This is a genomic window from Xanthomonas sp. LMG 12461 (genome assembly GCF_009192935.1).
GTDB classification, from domain to species: domain Bacteria; phylum Pseudomonadota; class Gammaproteobacteria; order Xanthomonadales; family Xanthomonadaceae; genus Xanthomonas_A; species Xanthomonas_A sontii.
Window position 1 is genome coordinate 1 of the sequence record NZ_NQYT01000089.1, and the last position, 21,635, is coordinate 21,635.

Below are 21,635 nucleotides of genomic sequence, written 5' to 3' on the forward strand. Positions count from 1 at the left end.
CCGGCGCCCGCGGACTGGCCGCCGGCCGACTGGCAACCGGTGCCGTTGCGCGGCGCCTGGCTGGCCGCGCTCGGCGGCGGCTGCATGCTCGGGCTGAGCCTGGTGGTCGCCGCCGGCATCGTCGGCCTCAGCCTGCACAGCCTGCATGCGCTGGCCCTGGGCGCGGCGGCGGCGGCGGTGGGCAGCCTGTGCGGCGCCTGGGTCGGCTTCGTCCGCCACCGGCGCATCCGCTGGCGGCTGAATGCCCAGGGCCTGGACGTGTTCCGCGGGCGCCTGTGGCAGAGCGAGACGCACGTCCCGATCTCGCGCGTGCAGCACCTGGACCTGCGCCGCGGCCCGCTGGAACGCGCCCTGCGCCTGGCCACCCTGGTCGTGCACACCGCAGGCACCCGCCATACCGCGGTCGCCGTGCCCGGTCTGGATCAGGCCGACGCCGAACGCCTGCGCGAGCGCCTGGCGCACCAGCTCGACCACGACGACGACGCGCTGTGAGCGGCCTGGCCGACGCCGAACACACCACGCCGGTGCGGCGCCTGCATCCGTGGTCGTGGCTGTTCGTGCTGCTGCAGCACCTCAGGCACTTTCTGCTGCCGTTGCTGGCGCTGCTGGTGTTCGGCAGCCGCGACGGCCACCGCGATCACGCCGATCACCTGGTGATGCTGGCGGTGTGCAGCGGGCTGGTGGCGGTGTCGCTGCTGCGCTATCTCACCTACCAGTACCGCATCGGCCACGACAGCCTGAGCATCCGCAGCGGCTGGCTGGAACGCAGCCTGCGCGAGATCCCGTTCGCGCGCATCCACAACGTGGTGGTGCACCAGTCGCTGCTGCACCGGCTGTTCGGCGTGGCCGAGGTGCGGCTGGAGTCGGCCGGCGGCACCAAGCCCGAGGCGCAGATGCGGGTGCTGCGGCTGGACCAGGCGCTGGCGCTGGAACAGCAGATCCGCCACCGCGCGCCTGCCGCCGACACGATCGCCGCGACCGATGCCGACGCTGCACCCGCTGCCGCGCCGGACAGCGAACTGCTGCTGGCGCTGCCCACCACCGAGGTGCTGCGCCAGGGCCTGATCTCCAACCGCGGCATGGTGGTGCTGCTCACCGCGTTCGGCGCCACCTACCACCTGTTCCCCGAGCGCATGATCTCCAACGCGATCGAGCACTACGGGCGGCAACTGTTCGGCTACGCCACGCACCTGCAACTGGGCTGGATGGCGGGCGCGGTGACCTTCGCCATGATGCTGGCGACGCTGTTGCTGCTGATGCGCGCCTTGTCGATGGGGCTGGCCATCGTGCAGTACCACGGCTTCCGGCTGAGCGAGAGCGAGCGCCGGCTGACCGTGGAGCGCGGCCTGCTGACGCGGCTGCGCAGCAGCGTGGCGCGGCGCCGGATCCAGGCCTGGACCCTGCACGAGAGCGTGCTGCAGCGGTTGCTGCGACGGCGCAGCCTGCACATCGACACGGCTGTGATCCAGTCGCACCACGGGCACGGGCACGACCACGCGCTGACGGAACTGGCGCCATTGGCCACCCCGGCCGCCTGCGATGCGCTGCTGCAGCGGCTGCTGCCGCAGATCGCCTGGCCGCCGGCGCACTGGCACGGCATCGCTACGCACTACTGGTGGCGCCTGTCGCTGCCGGCGCTGCTGCTGGTGCCGCTGCTGTGCGCGGGGCTGTGGCCCACCCTCGGCGCCTGGGCCGCGCTGCTGCTGTTGTGGCTGCCGTGGTCGGCATTCAAGTCCTGGCGCCAGGCACAGCGCATGGGTTACGCGCTGGATGCGCGCTACGTGGCGGTGCGCGGCGGCTGGTGGCGGCGCTGGTGGCGGCTGGCCGAACTGGACAAGCTGCAGACGCTGCACCTGAGCCGTTCGCCGCTGGACCGCTGCTGCGGCACCGCGACGCTGTGGCTGGACACCGCCGGCGCCCGCCACGGCGAACCGCCGCTGCGCGTGCGGCTACTGCCGGACGCGCAGGCGCGGGCGCTGTACGAGCAACTGGGCGCAGCGCTGGCGAAGCGACGGCTGCGCTGGTGAGCGCGCGCGGCGGCGCTGCGCGTCAGCGCAGCGCGCCGCGTCCCCAGTAGCCGATGCGGCGGCGGATCTTCAGCTTGCGCCACAGGTTCAGCGGCTTGCGCCGCGGGTTGCGCGCACCCTCGGCGACGAAGTCGTCGATCGCTTGCAGCACGCGCTCGCTGGACTGGCCGTCGCGGTAGGGATGCAGGCCATCGGCGAATTCGCGGATCGCCGCCATCAGTTCCGGCGGCCGCTGCAGCGCGCGGCGGATCGCCGGCTCGAACTGCGCCGGATCGTCGATGTCGATCAACTGCGGCCCCGGACGCCGGTTCTTGAAGGTCACCACCGGCTTGTAGGTGAGCAGGAACTCGTTGAGCGCGGACGAGGTGTCCGAGCACATCATGTCCACCTGCGGGAACAGCTCCAGGATGTTGTCGTTGTCGGCGAAACGCAGGTACTCGCTTTCCAGCGCGCGGTAGCGGGCGACCATCGCCGGGTCCATCTTCGGATGGAAGGTGACGATCCAGCGCCACTCGCCGCTGCGCGAGAGCCGCGCGACCTCGTCGTAGAGGATGCCGGCCGCGCTCCACGACGGCGAGAACGTGGAGTGGTACAGGATCACCGGCGGCTGCCGCACCGGCGCCAGTTCCGCGCCGATCTCGCGCATGAACGGGTCGATCTTGGGGAAGCCGGTCTCCTTGACCGCGAAGTGGCCGAGCTTGCGCGCCAGCGCGCCGAACGCGGCGGTGTCGCGCGGGCCGGTGGTGCAGTACAGATCGAAGAAGCCGCGCACGTAGATGTGCCGCGGCTTGCCGGCGTCGAAGCCGTGGAAGGTCTCGACCTTCACCCCCGGGAAGAAATGCGGCACCGCGTTGCTGGAGGTGATCACCGCGTACGGATTCCACGCCAGCACCTCCTCCACCGTCGCCAGATGGCGCTCGTCGGCGCTCAGATCCTCGGCGCCGGGGCCGTCGAAGAACCATGCCGCCTGGTCGCCGCGCGCGCGGATCGCCGCCTGCAGCGGGCGCAGGATCGCCAGCGCATAACGCTCGGACCCGTACAGCAGATAGTGCTTGCTCATCAGTGCTCCAGATCGTGCCGTTGCAGTTGCGCCCGCGCCTGCTCCACCGAGGCCGGGTTGATCTGCATCTCGTAGTAGCGCATGCGCTTGTACAGCGCGTAGCTGGCCGCGGTCTGCGCCACCACGAAGCCGCGCCAGCCGTCGAGGAACGCCAGCCGCAGCAGGTAGTCCTTGAGGAAGGCGCCGGCGAACACGAACGGGCTCTGCCACATTCTCACCGGCTTGCGCTTGTCGCGCCAGCCGAGCGCCTTGAGTTCGGCGTAGCGCAGCACCTTGAGCTGCTTGTGCACCAGCGTCGGGTTGTGCAGATGGTTGAACGGCGGCGCGAACGCGGCGCTGGCGCCGTCGAAGCGCAGCGATTCGTGCACCCGCGCATCGCTCCAGCGCGCGCGTCCTCGGTGGTACAGCCGCGCCAGGCGCTCGCCGACCATCGGTTTGTACCAGCGCATCGGCGCGCCCATGTACCAGGTGCTGCGCCGCAGCCACACCGCGTCCACGCGGTCCTCGGCGAGCAGTTGCGGCAGCCGCGCCTGGCATTCGGCGCGCAACGTGTCGGACAGGAATTCGTCCGCGTCCAGCACCAGGATCCAGTCGTGCGCGGCTTGGGTGGAGGCGAAGTTGCGCTGCGGGCCGAAGCCCAGCCAGGCCTGCTCGACCACGCGCGCGCCGTGCGCGCGGGCGATCGCCACGGTGTCGTCGGTACTGCCGCAGTCCACCACCAGCTTGTCGGCGGCGAACGGCACGCTGTCCAGGCAGCGCGCGATGTTGGCGGCCTCGTTGTAGGTCATCACCACCAGGCTCAGCGGCAGGGTGGCGGCGGCAGCGTCGGCCATGGCGCGCGGTATCCGGAAGTCAGGCGCGGTGCCGGCGGTCGGCGCCGGGCGCCGTGCCACCCGGCGATGCGGGATCGGCAGTCTACCGGCTTCGCGCGGCGCCTTCAGCGCCCGGGGCCGGCACCGCCTCGCGCGCCGCCAGCCCGATCAGCACGCCGACCAGCGCCACGTAGAAGCCGGTGCTCACCTGGTGCGCGAACATCGACTGGGTCATGCCGCACAGGACGTAGGCCGCCACCACCATGATCCCGGCTGCCGCCGCGCCGTGGAAATGCGGCTGTGGCCGGCGCCGGTACAGGCGCAGCAGCAGCCACAGCGGCACGCCGTACACCATCAGGATCAGCACGGTGCCGGGCAGGCCCTGGGTCGCGCTCCACTCGGCCAGGTCGTTGTGCGCATGGCCCAGGTGGCAGCGCTCGACGAAGCCCTTGCGGCAGTCCGGCAGGCGCAGCATGGCGTTGTCGAAGCGGCCCACGCCGACCCCGACCACGGGGTGTTCGACGAAGGTCGCCGCCGCCACCTGCAGGCGTTCGATGCGCGCGCCGGCCGAGGAATCGCTGTCGCCGCGCTCGTAGCGCTGCACATCGTGATGCAGTTCGGCCAGGCGGGTCTGCTTGGTCAGCGCCGGCACACTCAGCACCAGCACCGCCGCCAGCGCGGTGCACGCACCCAGGATCATCAGCCGCGTCGCGCTGTCGCGCCAGCGCAGACACAGCGCGCTGACCACCAGCAGCAACAGCACGCCCAGCCACACGCCGCGGCTGCCGCTGAGCAGGATGACGATGCCGCCGGCCACCACCGCGGCCACGGCCCACGGCCACTGCCCGCGCGGTCGGCAGAACACCGCCAGCACCATCAGCATCAGCACCACGTCGGCCAGCACGATGGCGTTGGTCCAGCCCTCGGCACGGGGCTGGCCCTGCAACACCTGCACGCTGGCCAGCACCAGGGCGGCGAGGATGCCGAGCAGCGCGCCCCACCACAGCAGGCGCTGCGGAGGCCGCAGGGCGTAGGTCCACAGCGCCGCCCACGGCAGCACCAGGAAGCGGGTGCGGTTGTCGATGTCCTTCAGCGGCTGGCCGAAGTACAGCACCGAGCACAGCGACAGCCCGATCACCAGCAGCGCCAGGATCCACAACCAGCGCAGCGACGGCTGCATCGGCGCCACCGCCTGGCGCAGCTGCGGCAATGCCAGCAGGCTGGTCGCCATCAGCAGCACACCGAACGGCAGCAGGCCGCTGGGCATGCTGATCACCAGCGCCGGCAGGCACAGCAGCGCGAGCGCCGCGCCGCGTTCGGCCAGGGACTGGCGCGAGAACGCGGAAACGGCATGGCGTGGCGCGATGGGCTGGGACATCAAGGAGGGAAGGCCGTGGGGAGGGGGTGGTCGGCGATGATCCGGGGCGCTTCCCTAACCCGGCCTGACCTGCTCGCGATCGGCGCCATGGCTGGCCGGCACGGCGGGCGGCGGCGTTTCCGCGAGCAGATCGGCCACCGCCGCGCGCAGGCGCTCGCCGAACTCGCGCCGGCGCGTCTCGAAGAAGCCGCGCGCGGCCGTGCCCAGGGCGTCGCACTGCATCGGCGACAGCGCCAGCGCCAGCCTCATCGCCTGCTCGAGGCCGGCGGCCTCGATCCGGTAGCGCACGCCGAAATTGTCCGGACCCTCGCCGACCGGGTCGATCAGCACGCCGCGCTCTGCGCTCACCAGCTCGTTCATCGGCGCCCCGTTGGTGGTGATCACCACCGCGCCGACGCTCAGCGCTTCCATGATGTAGTGGCCGAAGCCCTCCACCTCGGACGGACACAGGTGGAAGCGGTGCGCGTTCTGCAGCCGCCGCAGCTCCTGCTGGTCGAGGTAGCCGGTCAGGTAGTCGATGTTCTCGGCCTCGATCGGGTGGGACTTCTTCGCGCTCTGCACCACCGTCAGCCGCGGCCACTCGGGGTGCCGCGCCCAGGTCTGCAGCAGCAGCGCCGTGCCCTTGGCCGAACTGCGCCCGGCCACATGCAGGCAGGCGCGTTCGCGCGGGACCTCAGGACGGTAGCAGTCGTCGCTGCAAAAGCCGATGAAGGCGGTCGGCGCCATCGTGGAGAAACGTTGTTCGGCCTGGCGGGTCTTGCACAGCACCTGGGCGAAACGCGGCAGGCAGCGCAGCCACTTGTGCCGGAACCACTCCGGGTTGGGGATCAGGGCATTGCGCAAGCCGCTGCCCAGGCAGCGCGGATACACCCGCTCCAGGAAGATCTGCAGGTCGGCGCGCCCGAACAGCAGGCTGCGCAGGAACAGGCGCAGTTCGCGCAGGCGATTGGCCATGCGCACGGTGCCGAAGCCCAGCACCTCCACGCGGTAGCGGCCGGTCTCGCGCAGCAGGTCGGCGACCACCTGCAGGTCGCGGCTGAGGCCGCCGCCGTTGTCGCGGCTGATGACCCGGATCAGGCGTGGCGGCACGCGCGTCTCCCTGCCCGCGCAGCGCGCCGGGCGCCAGCGGCACCCGTGCCACGCCGCCGCAACGCGCGGCTGCGGCTCATTCGAAGCGGTCCTTGTCCTGCTCGCGCAGGCGGTCGCGGTCGTCCTGGGTGACCACGCAGTGGCCGTGTATCGCACTGGCCGGGACCAGCCACCAGTCGCGTCGGTTGGACACGCCGGCCAGGGTGCTCGCGTTGCGGTCCACACAGCCCAGCATCGCCGCCTCCTGCACCAGCAGCCAGCGCCGCTGCGGCGCCTGCGCCTGCCAGGCGATGCCGCGGCGCAGTTGTTCGTCCCAGGGCACCACGAAGCCGAAGGTCGTCGCCGGGCGGTCGGCCATCAGCAGGTTCTGCTCCTTCCAGGCGACCAGGCCGAGTTCGGCCTCCGGGCCGATGCGGCGCCCCACCGACTCCATCACCCCGCGCGCCGAGCTGGACATGTTGATCAGCGGGTACACCAGCAAGCCGGCCATCACCCAGACCATGGTCAGGGTCGAGACCGTCGCCAGTTCCGGGCGGCGCCGCGCGAATGCGGCCAGGCTGGCCACGCCCCACAGGCCGATCGCCAGCAGGATCCAGGCCAGCACCTGCACGGTCGCCAGATCGATGCCGCGGTCTTCCATCATCTTCGCGCGGAAGCCGTGCCCCAGCAGGATCGCCGCGCCCACGCCGCCGAGCGCCAGCGTCAGCAGCGCGGTGAACGCGAGCAGCAGGCGCTTGATCCCGGGCTTGCGCAACAGCCCCGGGATCAGCGGCCCCATCGCCAGGCACAGCATCGGCAGCGCCGGCAACACGTAGACGTCGCGCTTGCCGGTCGGGATCGAGAAGAACAGTACCACCAGCGCCCACCAGGCCAGCGGCAGCAGATAGCGCGCGTCGCGCCGGCGCAGGCGCCGCGCCCAGGCGGGGATCGCCCACGGCAGCGCCAGCAGCACCGGCAGCCACATGCTCGGCATCACCCCGAAGAAGTACAGCGGCCCGTGCGCGTGGTCCCAGGACTTGGCGTAACGCCCGGCCGTCTGCCGGAACAGGATGTCGTTGAGGTAGGCGCGGTACTCGGGCGCGTTGCTCGACAGCGCGGTGACCACCATCGGCACCAGCCAGATCGACACTGCCGCCAGGAACGCCAGCGGCCCCAGCCAGAAGCGCGGATCGCGCAGGCCGACCCGGACCCCGCGCCAGTGCGCCAGCGACGCCGCCGCGGCCGGCAGCAGCATCAGCAGCGCCAGCACGCCCACGCCCTTGGTGATCGTGCCCAGCCCGGCGGCGAACCAGCCCAGCGTCCACAGCCGCCAGTCCGGCCCGCGCAACAGGTGGCGCAGCAGCGCGTAGTTGGCCAGGGTGATGAAGAACACCACCAACGGGTCGATCTGCGCCTTCTTCGCCTGGTAGGTGAAGTGGAAGGCGAACAGCAGCGCGTAGGCCGCGTACATGCCGACGCGGCGCGTCCACAGGCGCCGGCCGAGGTCGTAGACGCAGGCCAGCGTGCCCAGCCCGGCCAGCAGCGACGGCAGCAGGAAGGCCACCCGCCAGTTGCCGAACAGCGTGTAGAAACTCGCCTGCAGCCACATCAGCATCGGCGGCTTGTCCGAGTACAGCTCGTTGCCGCGGTGCGGGAACAGCCAGTTGCCGCTCTCCACCATCTGCTTGGCGACCAGTGCGAAACGCGGCTCGTCGGCCGGGTGCGGATCGCGCAGGCCCAGGCCGGCGCCGAGCACCAGCACGGCCAGGATGGCCAACAACCAGAACTCTCGGGAGGCGCGGGTCTTCAGCATGGGACGCGATGATACCGGGGCCGGTTCATGCCGTCTTGCGGAACCTTGCGTAGTAGAAACCGTCGCAGTCCTGCTCGCCGGGGAAGCGCTGGCGGCCGCCGCCGGAAGCATGCCCGCAGGCCGCGCCCGGATCCTCTAGCGCAGCACCGGGCTGCCGCGCCAGCAACGCCTGCACCTGCCGCGCGTTCTCGTCCTGCAGCAGCGAGCAGGTCGCGTAGACCAGCACCCCGCCCGGCCGCAGCACCTGCCAGGCGGCGTCGAGCAGGCGCACCTGCAGCGCCTGCAGGGCGATCACGTCCTCGCGGCGGCGATGCAGCAGCACGTCCGGCTGGCGGCGCACGATGCCGGTGGCCGAACACGGCGCGTCGAGCAGCACCGCGTCGAACGGCACGCCGTCCCACCAGTCCTGCGGCTGCGCCGCGTCGGCGACCTGCAGCTGCGCCTGCGCACCGGCGCCGGTACGCGCGAAGGTCTCGCCGACCCGCGCCAGGCGCCGCGCATCCACGTCCAGCGCGGTCAGGCGCAGACTGGGATCGCGTTCGAGCAGGTGCGCGGATTTGCCGCCGGGCGCCGCGCAGGCGTCGAGCACGCGCGCGCCCGGCGTCGGCGCCAGCACGTCGGCGACCTGTTGCGCCGCGCCGTCCTGCACCGACACGCGCCCGTCGGCGAAGCCCGGCAGGGCGCCCACCGCCAGCGGCGTCTCCAGGCGGATCGCATCGGCCAGCAGCGGCGAGGCCTGCGCGACGATGCCGGCCGCGGCCAGCTCCTGCAGATAGGCGTCGCGGGTACCGCGCTGGCGGTTGACCCGCAGCCACAGCGGCGCCGGCTGCTGGCTGGCGGCGAAGATCGCCTCGGCCTGCTGCGGCCAGTCGGCGCGCAGCGCGTCGCGCAGCCACAGCGGCCAGCCCGCGTCGGCGGCCATCGCCGGCAGCCCGTCGCGCAGCGCGCGCCGCAGCAGCGCGTTGACCAGCCCGGCCTGGCGCGGCCGATCCAGCGCGCGCGTCGCCTCCACCGTCGCCGACAGCGCCGCGTGCGGCGCCAGGCCCAGCGCATCGAGCTGGGCGAAGCCGGCCAGCAGCAGGCCGCGCAGTTCGGCGTCGCGCTGCGGCAACTGCTTCTGCAGCCACATCCGCAGCGCGGCCTCGTAGGCCGGTCGGCGGCGCAGCACGGCGAAGCAGATCGCCTCCACCAGCGCGCGGTCGCGCGGATCCGGCAGCGTCGGCAACGCGGCGGCCAGTTCGGCCTTGAGCGAGCGGCCGCGGTCGATCACCGCGGTCAGCACGCGGGCGGCAAGCACCCGCGGGGCCACGCCCGGCGGCCACGCAGCGGCGGGCGTCGCGGTCATCGGCGGGCGCTCCGGGAGGTGTCAGGCTCTAGCGCGCATGCCGTGTCGTGGTTCCGCGTGCGGATGATGGGGGTGCGAGACGCAGTGGACGCCCGCCCGCGCCGCAGCGCGCAGGCGGCCACAGCCGCGCTTGCCAGGCCCAACGCGGCGTACGCAGGCATGGTCGACGCCTCAGGCCAGGACCGGCAGGTCGCGCCGTGCGTTGAGGTAGTCGGCGGCGGTGATCGCCTTGCCGCCGTCGCGCTGCAGCACGCGCAGGCGCAGCGCGCCCTGGCCGCAGGCGATGTCGATGCCCTGCCTGGACGCGGTCAGCACCGTGCCCGGCTGCTGCGCGTGGGCCAGGTCCAGCGCGATCGCACCGTGCACTCGCACCCGCTCGCCGGCCAGCACCGCCTCGGCGACCGGCCACGGATCGAAGGCGCGCACCTGCCGCGCCAGTTGCGCCGCCGGCTGCTGCCAGTCCAGCCGCGCCTGCGCCTTGTCCAGCTTGTGCGCGTAGGTGACGCCTGCCTCCGGCTGCGGCTGCGCCACCGGACGCAGGCCGGCACGCAGCAGGCCCAGGCCGTCGGCCAGCACCTGCGCGCCGAGCGCGGCCAGGCGGTCGTGCAACTGCCCGCCGGTCTCGTCGGCACCGATCGGGGTCCGCTGCGACAACAGCACCGGGCCGGTATCCAGGCCCGCTTCCATCTGCATCAGGCACACCCCGGTCTCGCTGTCGCCGGCCTCGATCGCGCGCTGGATCGGCGCGGCGCCGCGCCAGCGCGGCAGCAGCGAGGCATGCACGTTCCAGCAGCCATGGGTCGGGATCGCCAGCACCGCCTTGGGCAGGATCAGCCCGTAGGCCACCACCACGATCAGGTCCGGCTGCAGCGCGCGCAGCGCCTGCAGGGTTTCCGGCGCGCGCAGCGTCTGCGGCTGCAACACCGGGATGCCGCGCGCCACCGCTTCCAGCTTGACCGGCGACGGGGTCAGCCCGCGGCCGCGCCCGGCGGGCCGGTCCGGCTGGGTGTAGACCGCGACCACTTCATGGCGCTGCGCAGCCGCGCGCAACGACGGCACGGCGAAGTCCGGCGTACCGGCGAAGACGAGTTTCATGGAGGCTGGGAACCGGGAATGGGGAATGGGGAATGGGAAAAGCGCGAACCCGGAAAGGCCACGGGTACCGCACTTACGATTCCCGTTTCTCCATTCCCGGTTCCCCGCTTCAAGCCACGTGCTTGCGCGCCTTGGCCAGCTTCTTGCGCACCATTTCGCGCTTGAGCGGGGACAGGTAGTCGACGAACAGCTTGCCGTCGAGGTGGTCCATCTCGTGCTGCACGCACACCGCCAGCAGGCCGTCGGTGCTCAGTTCCTGCGGCTGGCCCTGGCGGTCCAGGTAGCGCACGGTGATGGCGTCGGCGCGGGTCACGTCGGCGTAGATGCCGGGGACCGACAGGCAGCCTTCCTGGTACACCTGTTCGCCGTCGCGCTGCACGATCTGCGGGTTGATGAACACCTGCGGGGCGTTCTTCTCCTCGCTGACGTCGATGACCATGAAGCGCTTGTGCACGTCGACCTGGCTGGCCGCCAGGCCGATGCCGGGCGCGTCGTACATGGTCTCGAACATGTCGTCGAGCAGGCGTTGAAAGGCCGCGGAGGTGACCTCGGCGGCGTCGACCGGCACCGCCTTGGTACGCAGGCGCGGATCGGGGAATTCGAGAATGGGGAGCAGGGCCATAGCGGTACCCAAGATGGGGGCGCCGGACGATTCGGCAAGACCTGCGGATTCTACCCGTTTCTGCGCCCGCCGCTTGCGCCCGCACCAGGGTTCTGCACTATAGTGCGCGAACCTGTTGGGGAATCAGGCTCCGCGCTCATGTTCAATCGACTCCGTACGGTCGTCGCCGTGGCGATGCTCACCGTGGCGACCTACGCTGCTTCCGCCAGCATGGCCGCCGAACACCCCGACACCTACGTGGTGCGCAAGGGCGATACGCTGTGGGACATCGCCGGGCGCTTCCTCGGCAAGCCCTGGCTGTGGCCGGAAATCTGGCAGGCCAATCCGCAGGTGCACAACCCGCACCTGATCTACCCCGGCGACGTGCTCAGCCTGGCCTACCTGGACCGGGTGGCGCATGCCGAGGTCAAGCCGGGCCCGCGCCAGGACGCGCCGATCGACGCGATCCCGCTGGCGCAGGTGGAGCCGTTCCTGAAGAACCTGCGCGTGGTCGACCGCATCGACAACCTGCCCTACGTGGTCGGCACCGAAGACAACCGGCTGCGCGCCACCGACGGGCAACTGATCTACGCGGTCGGCCTCGGCCAGGCCCAGGCCGGCCAGCGCTACGCCGTGGTCCGCCCGACCGTGCGCTACCTGCTGCCCAAGCTCAGCGACGACCTCGACGCCGAAGGCCGCAGCATCCCCGGCAGCGGCAACCTGTGGCAGACCTTCGTGCCGCCGGACAAGCGCCGCGAGACCCTTGGCTACGAACTGGCCCAGGTCAACATCGGCACCGTCGCCCGCGTGTCCGCCGACAGCCGCCAGGCCACCGGCCTGCTGCTGCAGGACAACGCCCGCGAAGTGCGCGCCGGCGACCGCCTGATTCCGGTCGAGGCGCAGCCCTACGACCTGCAGTTCGTGCCGCATCCGCCGTCCGAGCAGGCGATTGCCGCCGGCCTGCGCGTACTGGCGGTGGCCGACGCGTTCAGCGCGGCCGGCCCGCGCGACGTGATCGCCATCTCCGGCGGCCGCCGCGAAGGCATCGACAACGGCACCGTGGTGTCGCTGTGGCGCCACGGCACCCGGGTCAACGACCGCGTGCGCCACCCCAACACTTCCCGCGCCGACGACGGCTTCACCGGCGGCAGCGGCACCGTGGCGCTGCCGGACGAGTACGCCGCGCACGCGATGGTGTTCCGCACCTTCGACAAGGTCAGCTACGCGCTGGTGATGGACGGCATCAAGCCGACCCGGATCGGCTACGACGTCAAGCACCCGGACGCGCGCTGACCCGCGGCCGGGGACTCCCCCTACAGCGATTGCAGACGGCGCCCGAGGGCGCCGTCTGCGTCTGCGGCCTAGGCTGGGCGCATGTCCAGTCCGGCCATCGCCCCTGCCCACACACCCACCGATCCGGCCCTGCTGCGCCTGTCGCTGGCCGGCGGCGCCAGCGCCCCACGCCGACGACTGCTGGAGCAACACGGCAGCCCGGCCGCGGCGCTGGCCGCCGGTCCCGCCGGCTGGCAGGCCGCCGGCCTGGATGCGGCGCAGATCGCCGCACTGCAGCGGCCCGACCGCGCCGCACTGGACACCGCCGAGCACTGGCTGGCGCAACCAGGTCGGCACCTGCTGGGCTGCCACGATGCCGACTACCCGGCCCTGTTGCGGCGCACGCCCAATCCGCCACTGGCGCTGTACGTGGACGGCGATCCCACGGTGCTGTGGCACCCGGCCGTGGCCGTGGTCGGCAGCCGCGCCCCCAGCGCCGGCGGCCGCGACAACGCCTACGGCTTCGCCCTGGCTCTGGCCGCGGCCGGCTTTGCGGTGACCAGCGGCATGGCCAGCGGCGTGGATGCCGCCGCGCATCGGGCCGCGCTGTCGCGCGCGGACGGGCTGACCGTGGCGGTGGTCGGCACCGGCCCCGACCTGGCCTACCCGCGCCAGCACGCCGCCCTGCGCCGCCAGATCGCCGACCGCGGCGCGGTGGTCAGCGAGCACCCGCCCGGCACGCCGGCGCGGGCGGGGCACTTCCCGGCGCGCAACCGGATCATCGCCGGACTGAGCCTGGCGACCCTGGTGATCGAGGCGGCCACCCGCTCCGGCGCGCTGATCACCGCGCGGCTGGCCGCCGAGGCCGGGCGCGAGGTATTCGCCCTGCCCGGCTCGATCCACAATCCGCTGGCGCGCGGCTGCCATCGGCTGATCCGCGACGGCGCCGGGCTGGTGGAAAGCGCCGAGGAGGTGCTGGCCGGGGTCGCGCCCCTGGCCGCCGAACTGGCCGACGCCTTGCGCGGGCGCCTGAACGCCCCCACACAGGGAGCCAGCACCGCGCGCGCGGCCACACCGGCCTTCCCCCACCCCGACTACCAGCGCTTGTGGCAGGCACTGGGCCACGACCCCATCTGTATGGATTCAGTGATCGCACGCAGCGGATTGACGGCCGCAGCGGCGTCCTCCATGCTGCTGGCCATGGAACTGGATGGCTACGTGGCGGTCGAACGCGGTCGTTACACCCGCAAACCCTAGTTTCTTCACCTCCACAGCGTCTCGCGACGCAGGCCGAGGGGCAATGAAAGAGAGCATTCTGGATGTCCTGCTGTACCTGTTCGAACACTATTTCAGCGAAGACGCGGATCCGGTCCGTGATCGCGACTCCCTCCAGAATGGCCTGATCCAGGCCGGTTTCAGCCCCACCGAGATCAGCAAGGCGTTCGACTGGCTCGACGCCCTGGCCGACCAGCGTCCGGCCGTGGCGCAGCCGCGCATCGATGGCCCGATCCGCATCTACCACGGTCCGGAACTGGACAAGCTCGACGTGGAATGCCGCGGCTTCCTGCTGTTCCTGGAGCAGCACGGCATCCTCGACAGCGACCAGCGCGAGCTGGTGCTGGACCGCGCCATGGCGCTGGATCAGGACGAACTGGATCTGGACGACCTGAAGTGGGTGGTGCTGATGGTGCTGTTCAACCAGCCTGGTGCCGAGGCGGCGTACGCGTGGATGGAAACGCAGATGTTCGTCGACGAGCCGGAGCCGGTTCACTGAGTCGCTGACGGTCGCGCACGGATGCACGAAGACACTTCCCCATTGGCGATCTGGTACTACGTCGATGCCGCGCGCGAGCGGCACGGCCCGTTGCCGGCGTCCGCCCTGCTGGAACGCCTGCACGACGGCCGCCTGCAGCGCGAGACCCTGGTCTGGCGCGAAGGCCTGCCGGAGTGGCGGCCGCTGCACGCGGTCGCCGCCGATCTGGGCCTGCCCGACGCCCCCACCCCGCCGCCCTTGCCGCCACCGCTCCAGACGACCGCGCCCGTGCCCCCCGCTGCCACCGCCGCGCCGCACAGCGGCCTGTCCGGCTGCGCGATCATGGCCATCGTCGGCACCATCGTCGGCGTGCTGCTGGTGGCGTTCCTGGGCATCGCCGCGGCGATCGCCCTGCCCGCCTACCAGGACTACCTGGCACGCGCGAAGGTCGCGCAGGCGCTCGACCACCTGGCGCCGCTGAAGGACCAGATCGCCGCCTTCAATGCGCAGGAGCACCGCTGCGCGGTCAACGGCGACACCGGCTTCGGCGCACCGCAGAGCTATGCCGGCGACACCATCGCGCAGGTGCGGGTCGGCCGCTTCGACAACGGCCACTGCGGCCTGGAAGCCACCCTGCACCTGCCCGGCACCAAGCGCCTGGATGGCAAAGCGCTGTGGCTGGACTACGATGAGCGCACGTCCGCCTGGAACTGCAGTTCCGATCTGGACGATCGCGTTCTGCCGGTTCACTGCCGCGGCGGCTGACCGGCGCACCGTTTTCGACTGCAACTCCCGGGGAACAGAATGACTGAGTGGTACTACGCCGACGCAGCGCAGCAGCGCCATGGGCCGCTAGCGGCCGCCGACCTGCAGCAGCGCTTCCAGCGCGGCGAGATCGGATTGTCCACCCTGGTCTGGCGCGAGGGCCTGAGCGAATGGCGCACCCTGGCCGAGTTCGTCGACGAACTCGGCCTGACCCAGGCACCGGCGCCGGCGATTGCCCCGATCGAGGTTGACCGAGAGACTCCTCCTCCGCCCCCGGCCGCGACCGTCCCCGACGCCTGGACCGCGCCCGCGCCGGCCGTGGCGGCGTCGCCCTACGCGGCGCCCAGCGCCGTGCTCGACGGTGGCGCGCGGGTGGTCGGCGGCGGCGAGGTGGTGCAGGCCGGTTTCTGGAAACGCGTGGCCGCCTACCTGATCGACGCGTTCCTGGTCGGCATCGTCGCCAACGTGATCCAGTTCGTGGTGATGCTGGGCTTCTTCGGGATCACCGGCTTCGGCAAGCAGCCGGACTTCAGCACTGCCGCCGGCATCGTCATGCTGCTCCTGCTGTACCTGCTGCCGATGGCGATCGCGGCGCTGTACTACGGCCTGTTCCACGCCTCCACCAAGCAGGCCACGCTGGGCAAGATGGCGGTCGGCATCAAGGTGGTGCGCACCGACGGCAGCCGCATCACCGTGTCCCGCGGCGTGGGCCGCTACTTCGGCTTCATGCTGAGCAGCCTGACCCTGGGCATCGGCCTGCTGATGGCGGCCTTCACCGAGCGCAAGCAGGCCCTGCACGACATGCTCTGCGACACCCTGGTGGTGGACAAGTGGGCCTACACCGACCACCCGGAATGGCAGCAGCGCAAGCTGGGCACGGTCACCGTGGTGATCCTGGCCCTGTTCGGCCTGCTGTCGGCGGCGGCACTGCTGGTGGTGGCGCTGGCGATCGGCGTGGCCGCCAAGGGCGGCTGGCACTGAGTCCGGCGGGCTCCGGGAACCCCCGCCGCCGCCCGCGCGCCTGCCCGGCCGGCGGGCGCCGGCTTGACAGCGGGCGCCGGACATGCCCACTAATAAATAAGCGCCGTAGCTGAACGCCCGGGGGTTCCATCCCGGGCGTCGGCTTCTCTGCGAGACCGCAACGCTTCACTAACCGGAGCAATTGCGCCACCCTACCGCCCCCAGGGCGTCCGCCCACGCCCATCGAAGCCCGACCCGCCATGTCCAAGCACCTGCTCATCGTCGAATCGCCCGCCAAGGCCAAGACGATCAACAAATACCTCGGCAAGGATTTCCACGTCCTGGCCTCGTATGGGCACGTGCGCGACCTGATCCCGAAGGAAGGCGCAGTGGATCCGGACGACGGCTTCGCGATGCGCTACGCGCTGATCGACAAGAACGAGAAGCACGTGGAGGCCATCGCCAAGGCGGCCAAGGCGGCCGAAGACATCTACCTGGCGACCGACCCGGACCGCGAGGGCGAGGCGATCAGCTGGCACATCGCCGAGATCCTGCAGGAGCGCGGGCTGCTCAAGGGCAAGCCGCTGCACCGGGTGGTGTTCACCGAAATCACCCCGCGCGCGATCAAGGAAGCGATGGCGCAGCCGCGGCAGATCGCCGGCGACCTGGTCGATGCGCAGCAGGCGCGCCGCGCGCTGGACTACCTGGTCGGCTTCAACCTGTCGCCGGTGCTGTGGCGCAAGGTGCAGCGCGGCCTGTCCGCCGGCCGCGTGCAGTCGCCGGCGCTGCGCATGATCGTCGAGCGCGAGGAGGAGATCGAAGCCTTCATCGCCCGCGAGTACTGGTCCATCGCCGCCGACTGCGCGCACCCCTCGCAGCACTTCAACGCCAAGCTGATCAAGCTCGACGGGCAGAAGTTCGAGCAGTTCACCATCACCGACGGCGACACCGCCGAGGCCGCGCGCCTGCGCATCCAGCAGGCCGCGCAGGGCGCGCTGCACGTCACCGACGTCGCCAGCAAGGAGCGCAAGCGCCGCCCGGCGCCGCCGTTCACCACCTCCACGCTGCAGCAGGAAGCCTCGCGCAAGCTCGGCTTCACCACCCGCAAGACCATGCAGGTGGCGCAGAAGCTGTACGAAGGCGTGGCGATCGGCGACGAAGGCACGGTCGGCCTGATCTCGTACATGCGTACCGACTCGGTCAACCTGTCGCAGGACGCGCTGGCCGAGATCCGCGATGTGATCGCCCGCGACTACGGCATCGCCTCGCTGCCGGACCAGCCCAACACCTACCAGACCAAGTCCAAGAACGCCCAGGAAGCGCACGAAGCGGTGCGTCCGACCTCGGCGCTGCGTACCCCGTCGCAGGTGGCCCGCTTCCTGACCGACGACGAGCGCAAGCTGTACGAGCTGATCTGGAAGCGTGCGGTGGCCTGCCAGATGATTCCGGCCACGCTCAACACCGTCAGCGTCGACCTGTCGGCCGGCAGCGAACACGTGTTCCGCGCCAGCGGTACCACCGTGGTGGTCCCCGGCTTCCTGGCCGTGTACGAGGAAGGCAAGGACAACAAGAGCGCCGAGGACGAGGACGAAGGCCGCAAGCTGCCGGCGATGAAGCCCGGCGACCGCGTGCCGCTGGAGCGCATCCTGGCCGAGCAGCACTTCACCCAGCCGCCGCCGCGCTTCACCGAAGCGGCGCTGGTGAAGGCGCTGGAAGAGTACGGCATCGGCCGCCCCTCGACCTACGCCTCGATCATCCAGACCCTGCTGTTCCGCAAGTACGTGGAGATGGAGGGCCGCAGCTTCCGCCCGTCCGACGTCGGCCGCGCGGTGTCCAAGTTCCTGTCCAGCCACTTCACCCAGTATGTGGACTACGACTTCACCGCCAAGCTCGAAGACGAGCTGGACGCGGTCTCGCGCGGCGAGGAGGAGTGGGTCCCGCTGATGTCGCGCTTCTGGGAGCCGTTCAAGGAACTGGTCGAGGACAAGAAGGAATCGGTCGACCGCGCCGAAGCCAGCGGTGCGCGCGAGCTCGGCACCGATCCCAAGACCGGCAAGCCGGTGAGCGTGCGCCTGGGCCGCTTCGGGCCGTACGCGGCGATCGGCAGCACCGCCGAGGACGCCGAGGACAAGCCCAAATTCGCGTCGCTGCGGCCCGGCCAGAGCATGCACACCATCACCCTGGAGGAGGCGCTGGAGCTGTTCCTGATGCCGCGCAGCCTCGGCCAGGACCAGGGCGAGGAGGTCAGCGTCGGCATCGGCCGCTTCGGCCCGTTCGCCAAGCGCGGCAGCGTCTACGCCTCGCTGAAGAAGGAAGACGATCCCTACACCATCGATCTGGCCCGTGCGGTGTTCCTGATCGAGGAGAAGGAAGAGATCGCGCGCAACCGCATCATCAAGGAATTTCCCGGCAGCGACATCCAGGTACTCAACGGCCGCTTCGGCCCGTACATCAGCGACGGCAAGCTCAACGGCAAGATCCCCAAGGATCGCGAGCCCGCCTCGTTGAGCCTGGACGAAGTGCAGAAGCTGCTGGAGGAAACCGGCAAGCCGGTGCGCAAGGGCTTCGGCGCCAAGAAGGCCGCCGCCAAGAAGGAAGCCGCGCCGAAGAAGAGCGCGGCGAAGAAGGCCGCCGCCGACGCCCCGGCCAAGCCGGCGGCGAAGAAGGCAGTCAAGAAGGTCGCGAAGAAGACCGCCAAGAAAGCGGTGAAGAAGGCCGCCAAGAAGACGGTGGCCAAGGGCGGCTGAGCCGCTCTGCGGATGGCCCAGGGCGGGCCCGATGCACCCCCTCGAATAGTACGAGCGCGGGCGCCGAGCCGCCTTCTCGCGGTGCCGACGGCGTCTCTCAGCGCCTGAAGATCCGCGACAACCCGGTTTTTCTGTGGGAGGGGCTTCAGCCCCGACGCTTTATCGGTAAGGCGTCGGGGCTGAAGCCCCTCCCACAGAAAAGCGGCGGGCCGGAGACTTGCGAAAATCCCGAGTCCCGCCCAACCGACCCTCATTGTCCTTAGACGAGGACGTGCCGCATGATGCGCGCATGACCGACCTGTCCCTGAGCCATGCCGTCGCCGTCCTGCGCCAGGGCGGCGTGATCGCCTATCCCACCGAAGCGGTGTGGGGCCTGGGCTGCGATCCGCACGACGAGACCGCCGTGACCCGCCTGCTGCGCATCAAGCAGCGGCCCGTGGACAAGGGGCTGATCGTGGTCGCCGCCGAACTGGACCCGTTGCGCCCGTTGCTCGATCTGTCGGCCCTGCCGCCGGAACGGCTGGCCGCGGCGCTGGCCAGTTGGCCCGGACCGCATACCTGGATCCTGCCCGCCGCCGCGCATGCGCCGCCCTGGATCACCGGCGCGCACCAGGGCATCGCCGTGCGGATCAGTGCCCATCCGCTGGTGGCCGCCCTGTGCCGGGCCTGGGGCGGCGCGCTGGTCTCAACCAGTGCCAACCGCGGCGGCGAGCCGCCGGCACGGCAGCGCAGCGAACTGGATCCGCTGGTGCTGGGCGACCTCGACGGCCTGCTCGACGGCGACACCGGCGGCCTGGCCCAGCCCACCCCGATCCGCGATGCCGCCAGCGGCGAGATCCTGCGCGCCTGAGGCGCTGCTCTTCGGCGCGGCACGCCTGTCTTCCGCCGCGTCGGCGTCTGGCGGCAATGGCGCGATGGAACCACGCGGGCGCTTCGCGCACCGTACCCTCACCCCAACCCCTCTCCCGACGGGAGAGGGGCTAGCGCTTCCCTTCTCCCATTGGGAGAAGGTGGCCCGGAGGGCCGGATGAGGGTGCGGGCGCAGCCTCGTGCACTCAAACTACGCGAGTCGCTTCGCGCCGGACCCTCACCCCAACCCCTCTCCCGACGGGAGAGGGGCTAGCCGTTCCCTTCTCCCATTGGGAGAAGGTGGCCCGAAGGGCCGGATGAGGGTCGGGCGAAGCCTCGCAGCGACAGATCAACGCGCCAGTACTGCACGAGCGCGCCCTGGCCGAGGCCGGCGGCACCATACAGCAGCTGCGAAATGCTGCAGGAAGCGCGTTGGCCGACCCGCGGCCTGCCCGATGCGCGACAAGACCCCGCTGCGGCCCCACCCGCGCCATCGCGTCCTGAATCCCCGCTCGCCCGCCCTTTCCCTGGCTGCCCAAGGCGCGCAAGATGCGCGCATGCGCCTCCTTCTCCGCCCTTTGCTGCTGCTGAGCCTGTCGCCCTGGATCGATGCCGGCTGGGCGCAACAGACGCAGACGGTCAGCAGCGACGGCAGCAATGCGTCGGTGCGCATCTATCGCTGCATCGCCGCTTCCGGCGCGGTCAGTCTGCAGAATGCTCCCTGCGAGAACGCGCGCCAGCAGCAGGTGCTGGACATGCAGCGTCCGCGCGATCCGCCGCCGCGGCCGACCACCACCATCAGCACCGATCCGGCACGCGCGCAGGCCTCGCCGGCGCCGCTGCCGCAGCGCGAACTCCGCATCGTCACCGTGCAGCCTGCGCAGCCCATGTACGAGTGCGTCACCCCGGAAGGCGCGCGCTACACCAGCGACGACAACGCCGGCAATCCGCGCTGGGTGCCGCTGTGGGCTTATGGCTACGCCGAGGGCCCGTACGCACGTCCATCCGGGCGCGGCCCCGATGGTCGCTCGCCCGGCCCGCCGGGACCGCCTCCGCCCGGCGGCCCGCGCCCGCCCGGTCCACCGCCGCCTGGGGTGTCCGCCGGCGCCGGCGTGATCGTGCCGGCCGGCAGCACGATGATCCGCGACACCTGCACCGCGCTGCCCGAACAGGAAGTCTGCGCACGTCTGAGCGACCGTCGCTGGGAGCTGATCCGCCGCTACAACAGCGCGCTGCAGAGCGAGCGCCGCGCAATGGAAACCGAGCAGCGCGGCATCGATGCGCGTCTGGCGCGCGACTGCGGCGGCAGCTGATGCGCCGTGCGTTCTGCCTGATTGCGTTGCTGACTTGTGGCGGCGCTGCGCACGCCGAACCGGTGGTGTTCTATCGCTGCACCGACGCGCAGGACAACCTGACCATCCAGAACCAGCCCTGTCCCAAGGGCATGCGCCAGCAGAAGAAAATCATGCAGGGCGTCAGCAGCGCTGCACTGCCGGCCACGATCGCCGCCCAGCCCGCGCCATCGCCGCCGCCCGCAAGCGCCACGACCGCCGCGTCCACCACCGCCTCTGCTGACACGCCCGCCGCGGCAGACGCAGCCGCCGCGCCACCGCCACCAATGCTGCCGCCCCCGCCGCTGTACACCTGCAGCACCCGCGAGCAGGCGTCCTACATTGGAGAGGTCGCCGAACCGCCGCCGCGGTGCGTGCCGCTGCCCACGACGGACCTGGATGGCGGACCCAACCAGGCCGGCGGCAGCGCCTGCGAAGTGCTGCGCGACCAGTGCCAGCCACTGCCCGCCGAGCAGCTGTGCGATGCCTGGAAGAATTACGTGGCCGAAGCCGAGACGCATTGGCGCTTCGCCGTGCCCGAGCATGCCGAAGCGCTGCACGCGGAGTTCGAACGCCGTCAGCACCTGCTCGAGGCCAGCAACTGCGGCGCAGAACAGCCAGCGCCGTAATCCATCTCGCTCCCGCGTGGGGTGCGCCTGGTTGAGTAGGAGTCAACTGTCATGCACCTGCGATGACAGGAGGAGCGTACGGGGCCTGATCGCGCGCGATGGCATTGAGCCAGCGCAGGAACTTGTGCAT

The 21,635-nt window shown here is 71.2% G+C and carries 19 protein-coding genes; 11 read left to right on the top strand and 8 right to left on the bottom strand.

All coding sequences use genetic code 11. The features are described 5' to 3' along the window. Both CEK68_RS19305 and CEK68_RS19310 read left to right on the top strand, forming a co-directional pair. A partial coding sequence (locus CEK68_RS19305; RefSeq protein WP_343194125.1) for a PH domain-containing protein occupies positions 1 to 492 on the top strand: 492 nt, incomplete at its 5' end. Beyond that, positions 489 to 2,027: a PH domain-containing protein gene (locus CEK68_RS19310; RefSeq protein WP_152240353.1), complete on the top strand. Its 1,539-nt coding sequence runs from the start codon at positions 489 to 491 to the stop codon at positions 2,025 to 2,027. The genes CEK68_RS19305 and CEK68_RS19310, both read left to right, overlap by 4 nt. Before the next feature lie 22 nt (positions 2,028 to 2,049). On the opposite strand, the gene CEK68_RS19315 is transcribed toward CEK68_RS19310, so the two are convergent. From CEK68_RS19315 to def, 8 genes are all read right to left on the bottom strand, one after another. Next, positions 2,050 to 3,087 (bottom strand): CDP-glycerol glycerophosphotransferase family protein, encoded by a 1,038-nt coding sequence (locus tag CEK68_RS19315; RefSeq protein WP_152240354.1) that lies wholly within the window; start codon positions 3,085 to 3,087, stop codon positions 2,050 to 2,052. Continuing rightward, on the bottom strand, positions 3,087 to 3,920 hold the full coding sequence (locus CEK68_RS19320) for a glycosyltransferase family 2 protein (RefSeq protein WP_152240355.1): 834 nt from the start codon (positions 3,918 to 3,920) through the stop codon (positions 3,087 to 3,089). The genes CEK68_RS19315 and CEK68_RS19320 overlap by 1 nt, the downstream gene beginning before the upstream one ends. Positions 3,921 to 4,002: 82 nt before the next feature. Next, positions 4,003 to 5,277 carry an O-antigen ligase gene (locus CEK68_RS19325; RefSeq protein WP_152240356.1) on the bottom strand — a complete coding sequence of 425 codons (1,275 nt, stop codon included), beginning with the start codon at positions 5,275 to 5,277 and terminating at the stop codon, positions 4,003 to 4,005. Positions 5,278 to 5,331: 54 nt separating this feature from the next. After that, complete coding sequence (locus CEK68_RS19330; RefSeq protein WP_152240357.1) at positions 5,332 to 6,366, bottom strand: glycosyltransferase; 1,035 nt, start codon at positions 6,364 to 6,366, stop codon at positions 5,332 to 5,334. Between the two features lie 76 nt (positions 6,367 to 6,442). Continuing rightward, positions 6,443 to 8,158: a glycosyltransferase family 39 protein gene (locus CEK68_RS19335; RefSeq protein ID WP_152240358.1), complete on the bottom strand. Its 1,716-nt coding sequence runs from the start codon at positions 8,156 to 8,158 to the stop codon at positions 6,443 to 6,445. Positions 8,159 to 8,183: 25 nt separating this feature from the next. Further along, the gene (gene rsmB, locus CEK68_RS19340; protein WP_152240359.1) at positions 8,184 to 9,503 is read right to left on the bottom strand and encodes a 16S rRNA (cytosine(967)-C(5))-methyltransferase RsmB; all 1,320 of its coding nucleotides are present in this window, start codon (positions 9,501 to 9,503) and stop codon (positions 8,184 to 8,186) included. Between the two features lie 171 nt (positions 9,504 to 9,674). Further along, positions 9,675 to 10,598, bottom strand: coding sequence for a methionyl-tRNA formyltransferase (fmt, locus tag CEK68_RS19345; protein WP_017912906.1), 924 nt, complete (start codon positions 10,596 to 10,598; stop codon positions 9,675 to 9,677). Positions 10,599 to 10,707: 109 nt separating this feature from the next. Then, complete coding sequence (def, locus tag CEK68_RS19350; RefSeq protein WP_010340689.1) at positions 10,708 to 11,220, bottom strand: peptide deformylase; 513 nt, start codon at positions 11,218 to 11,220, stop codon at positions 10,708 to 10,710. Positions 11,221 to 11,358: 138 nt separating this feature from the next. Here def and CEK68_RS19355 point away from each other — a divergent pair, with 138 nt between their 5' ends. From CEK68_RS19355 to CEK68_RS19395, 9 genes are all read left to right on the top strand, one after another. Beyond that, positions 11,359 to 12,492 carry a LysM peptidoglycan-binding domain-containing protein gene (locus CEK68_RS19355; RefSeq protein WP_152240360.1) on the top strand — a complete coding sequence of 378 codons (1,134 nt, stop codon included), beginning with the start codon at positions 11,359 to 11,361 and terminating at the stop codon, positions 12,490 to 12,492. 81 nt (positions 12,493 to 12,573) lie between these two features. After that, on the top strand, positions 12,574 to 13,728 hold the full coding sequence (gene dprA, locus CEK68_RS19360) for a DNA-processing protein DprA (RefSeq protein WP_152240361.1): 1,155 nt from the start codon (positions 12,574 to 12,576) through the stop codon (positions 13,726 to 13,728). Positions 13,729 to 13,771: 43 nt separating this feature from the next. Continuing rightward, on the top strand, positions 13,772 to 14,245 hold the full coding sequence (locus CEK68_RS19365) for a DUF494 family protein (RefSeq protein WP_010340686.1): 474 nt from the start codon (positions 13,772 to 13,774) through the stop codon (positions 14,243 to 14,245). A gap of 21 nt (positions 14,246 to 14,266) precedes the next feature. Beyond that, positions 14,267 to 14,989 (top strand): pilin, encoded by a 723-nt coding sequence (locus CEK68_RS19370; protein WP_152240362.1) that lies wholly within the window; start codon positions 14,267 to 14,269, stop codon positions 14,987 to 14,989. A 39-nt stretch (positions 14,990 to 15,028) separates the two neighbouring features. Further along, a complete protein-coding gene (locus CEK68_RS19375; RefSeq protein ID WP_152182267.1) occupies positions 15,029 to 15,970 on the top strand; it encodes an RDD family protein in 942 nt (313 codons plus the stop codon). 239 nt (positions 15,971 to 16,209) lie between these two features. After that, positions 16,210 to 18,696 carry a DNA topoisomerase I gene (locus tag CEK68_RS19380; RefSeq protein ID WP_152240363.1) on the top strand — a complete coding sequence of 829 codons (2,487 nt, stop codon included), beginning with the start codon at positions 16,210 to 16,212 and terminating at the stop codon, positions 18,694 to 18,696. A gap of 289 nt (positions 18,697 to 18,985) precedes the next feature. Further along, positions 18,986 to 19,546 carry a Sua5/YciO/YrdC/YwlC family protein gene (locus CEK68_RS19385; RefSeq protein ID WP_152240364.1) on the top strand — a complete coding sequence of 187 codons (561 nt, stop codon included), beginning with the start codon at positions 18,986 to 18,988 and terminating at the stop codon, positions 19,544 to 19,546. A 556-nt stretch (positions 19,547 to 20,102) separates the two neighbouring features. Further along, positions 20,103 to 20,858: a DUF4124 domain-containing protein gene (locus CEK68_RS19390; protein ID WP_152240365.1), complete on the top strand. Its 756-nt coding sequence runs from the start codon at positions 20,103 to 20,105 to the stop codon at positions 20,856 to 20,858. Next, positions 20,858 to 21,505 carry a DUF4124 domain-containing protein gene (locus CEK68_RS19395; protein ID WP_152240366.1) on the top strand — a complete coding sequence of 216 codons (648 nt, stop codon included), beginning with the start codon at positions 20,858 to 20,860 and terminating at the stop codon, positions 21,503 to 21,505. Before CEK68_RS19390 ends, CEK68_RS19395 begins: the two co-directional genes overlap by 1 nt. Positions 21,506 to 21,635: the final 130 nt, after the last annotated feature.

Excerpts from the sequence above, each read along its gene's own strand:
- CEK68_RS19315 (WP_152240354.1), bottom strand. The coding sequence starts at position 3,087 with ATGAGCAAGCACTATCTGCTGTACGGGTCCGAGCGTTATGCGCTGGCG.
- CEK68_RS19320 (WP_152240355.1), bottom strand. The coding sequence starts at position 3,920 with ATGGCCGACGCTGCCGCCGCCACCCTGCCGCTGAGCCTGGTGGTGATG.
- CEK68_RS19325 (WP_152240356.1), bottom strand. The coding sequence starts at position 5,277 with ATGTCCCAGCCCATCGCGCCACGCCATGCCGTTTCCGCGTTCTCGCGC.
- CEK68_RS19335 (WP_152240358.1), bottom strand. The coding sequence starts at position 8,158 with ATGCTGAAGACCCGCGCCTCCCGAGAGTTCTGGTTGTTGGCCATCCTG.
- rsmB (WP_152240359.1), bottom strand. The coding sequence starts at position 9,503 with ATGACCGCGACGCCCGCCGCTGCGTGGCCGCCGGGCGTGGCCCCGCGG.
- fmt (WP_017912906.1), bottom strand. The coding sequence starts at position 10,598 with ATGAAACTCGTCTTCGCCGGTACGCCGGACTTCGCCGTGCCGTCGTTG.
- def (WP_010340689.1), bottom strand. The coding sequence starts at position 11,220 with ATGGCCCTGCTCCCCATTCTCGAATTCCCCGATCCGCGCCTGCGTACC.
- CEK68_RS19355 (WP_152240360.1), top strand. The coding sequence starts at position 11,359 with ATGTTCAATCGACTCCGTACGGTCGTCGCCGTGGCGATGCTCACCGTG.
- dprA (WP_152240361.1), top strand. The coding sequence starts at position 12,574 with ATGTCCAGTCCGGCCATCGCCCCTGCCCACACACCCACCGATCCGGCC.
- CEK68_RS19365 (WP_010340686.1), top strand. The coding sequence starts at position 13,772 with ATGAAAGAGAGCATTCTGGATGTCCTGCTGTACCTGTTCGAACACTAT.
- CEK68_RS19370 (WP_152240362.1), top strand. The coding sequence starts at position 14,267 with ATGCACGAAGACACTTCCCCATTGGCGATCTGGTACTACGTCGATGCC.
- CEK68_RS19375 (WP_152182267.1), top strand. The coding sequence starts at position 15,029 with ATGACTGAGTGGTACTACGCCGACGCAGCGCAGCAGCGCCATGGGCCG.
- CEK68_RS19380 (WP_152240363.1), top strand. The coding sequence starts at position 16,210 with ATGTCCAAGCACCTGCTCATCGTCGAATCGCCCGCCAAGGCCAAGACG.
- CEK68_RS19385 (WP_152240364.1), top strand. The coding sequence starts at position 18,986 with ATGACCGACCTGTCCCTGAGCCATGCCGTCGCCGTCCTGCGCCAGGGC.
- CEK68_RS19390 (WP_152240365.1), top strand. The coding sequence starts at position 20,103 with ATGCGCCTCCTTCTCCGCCCTTTGCTGCTGCTGAGCCTGTCGCCCTGG.
- CEK68_RS19395 (WP_152240366.1), top strand. The coding sequence starts at position 20,858 with ATGCGCCGTGCGTTCTGCCTGATTGCGTTGCTGACTTGTGGCGGCGCT.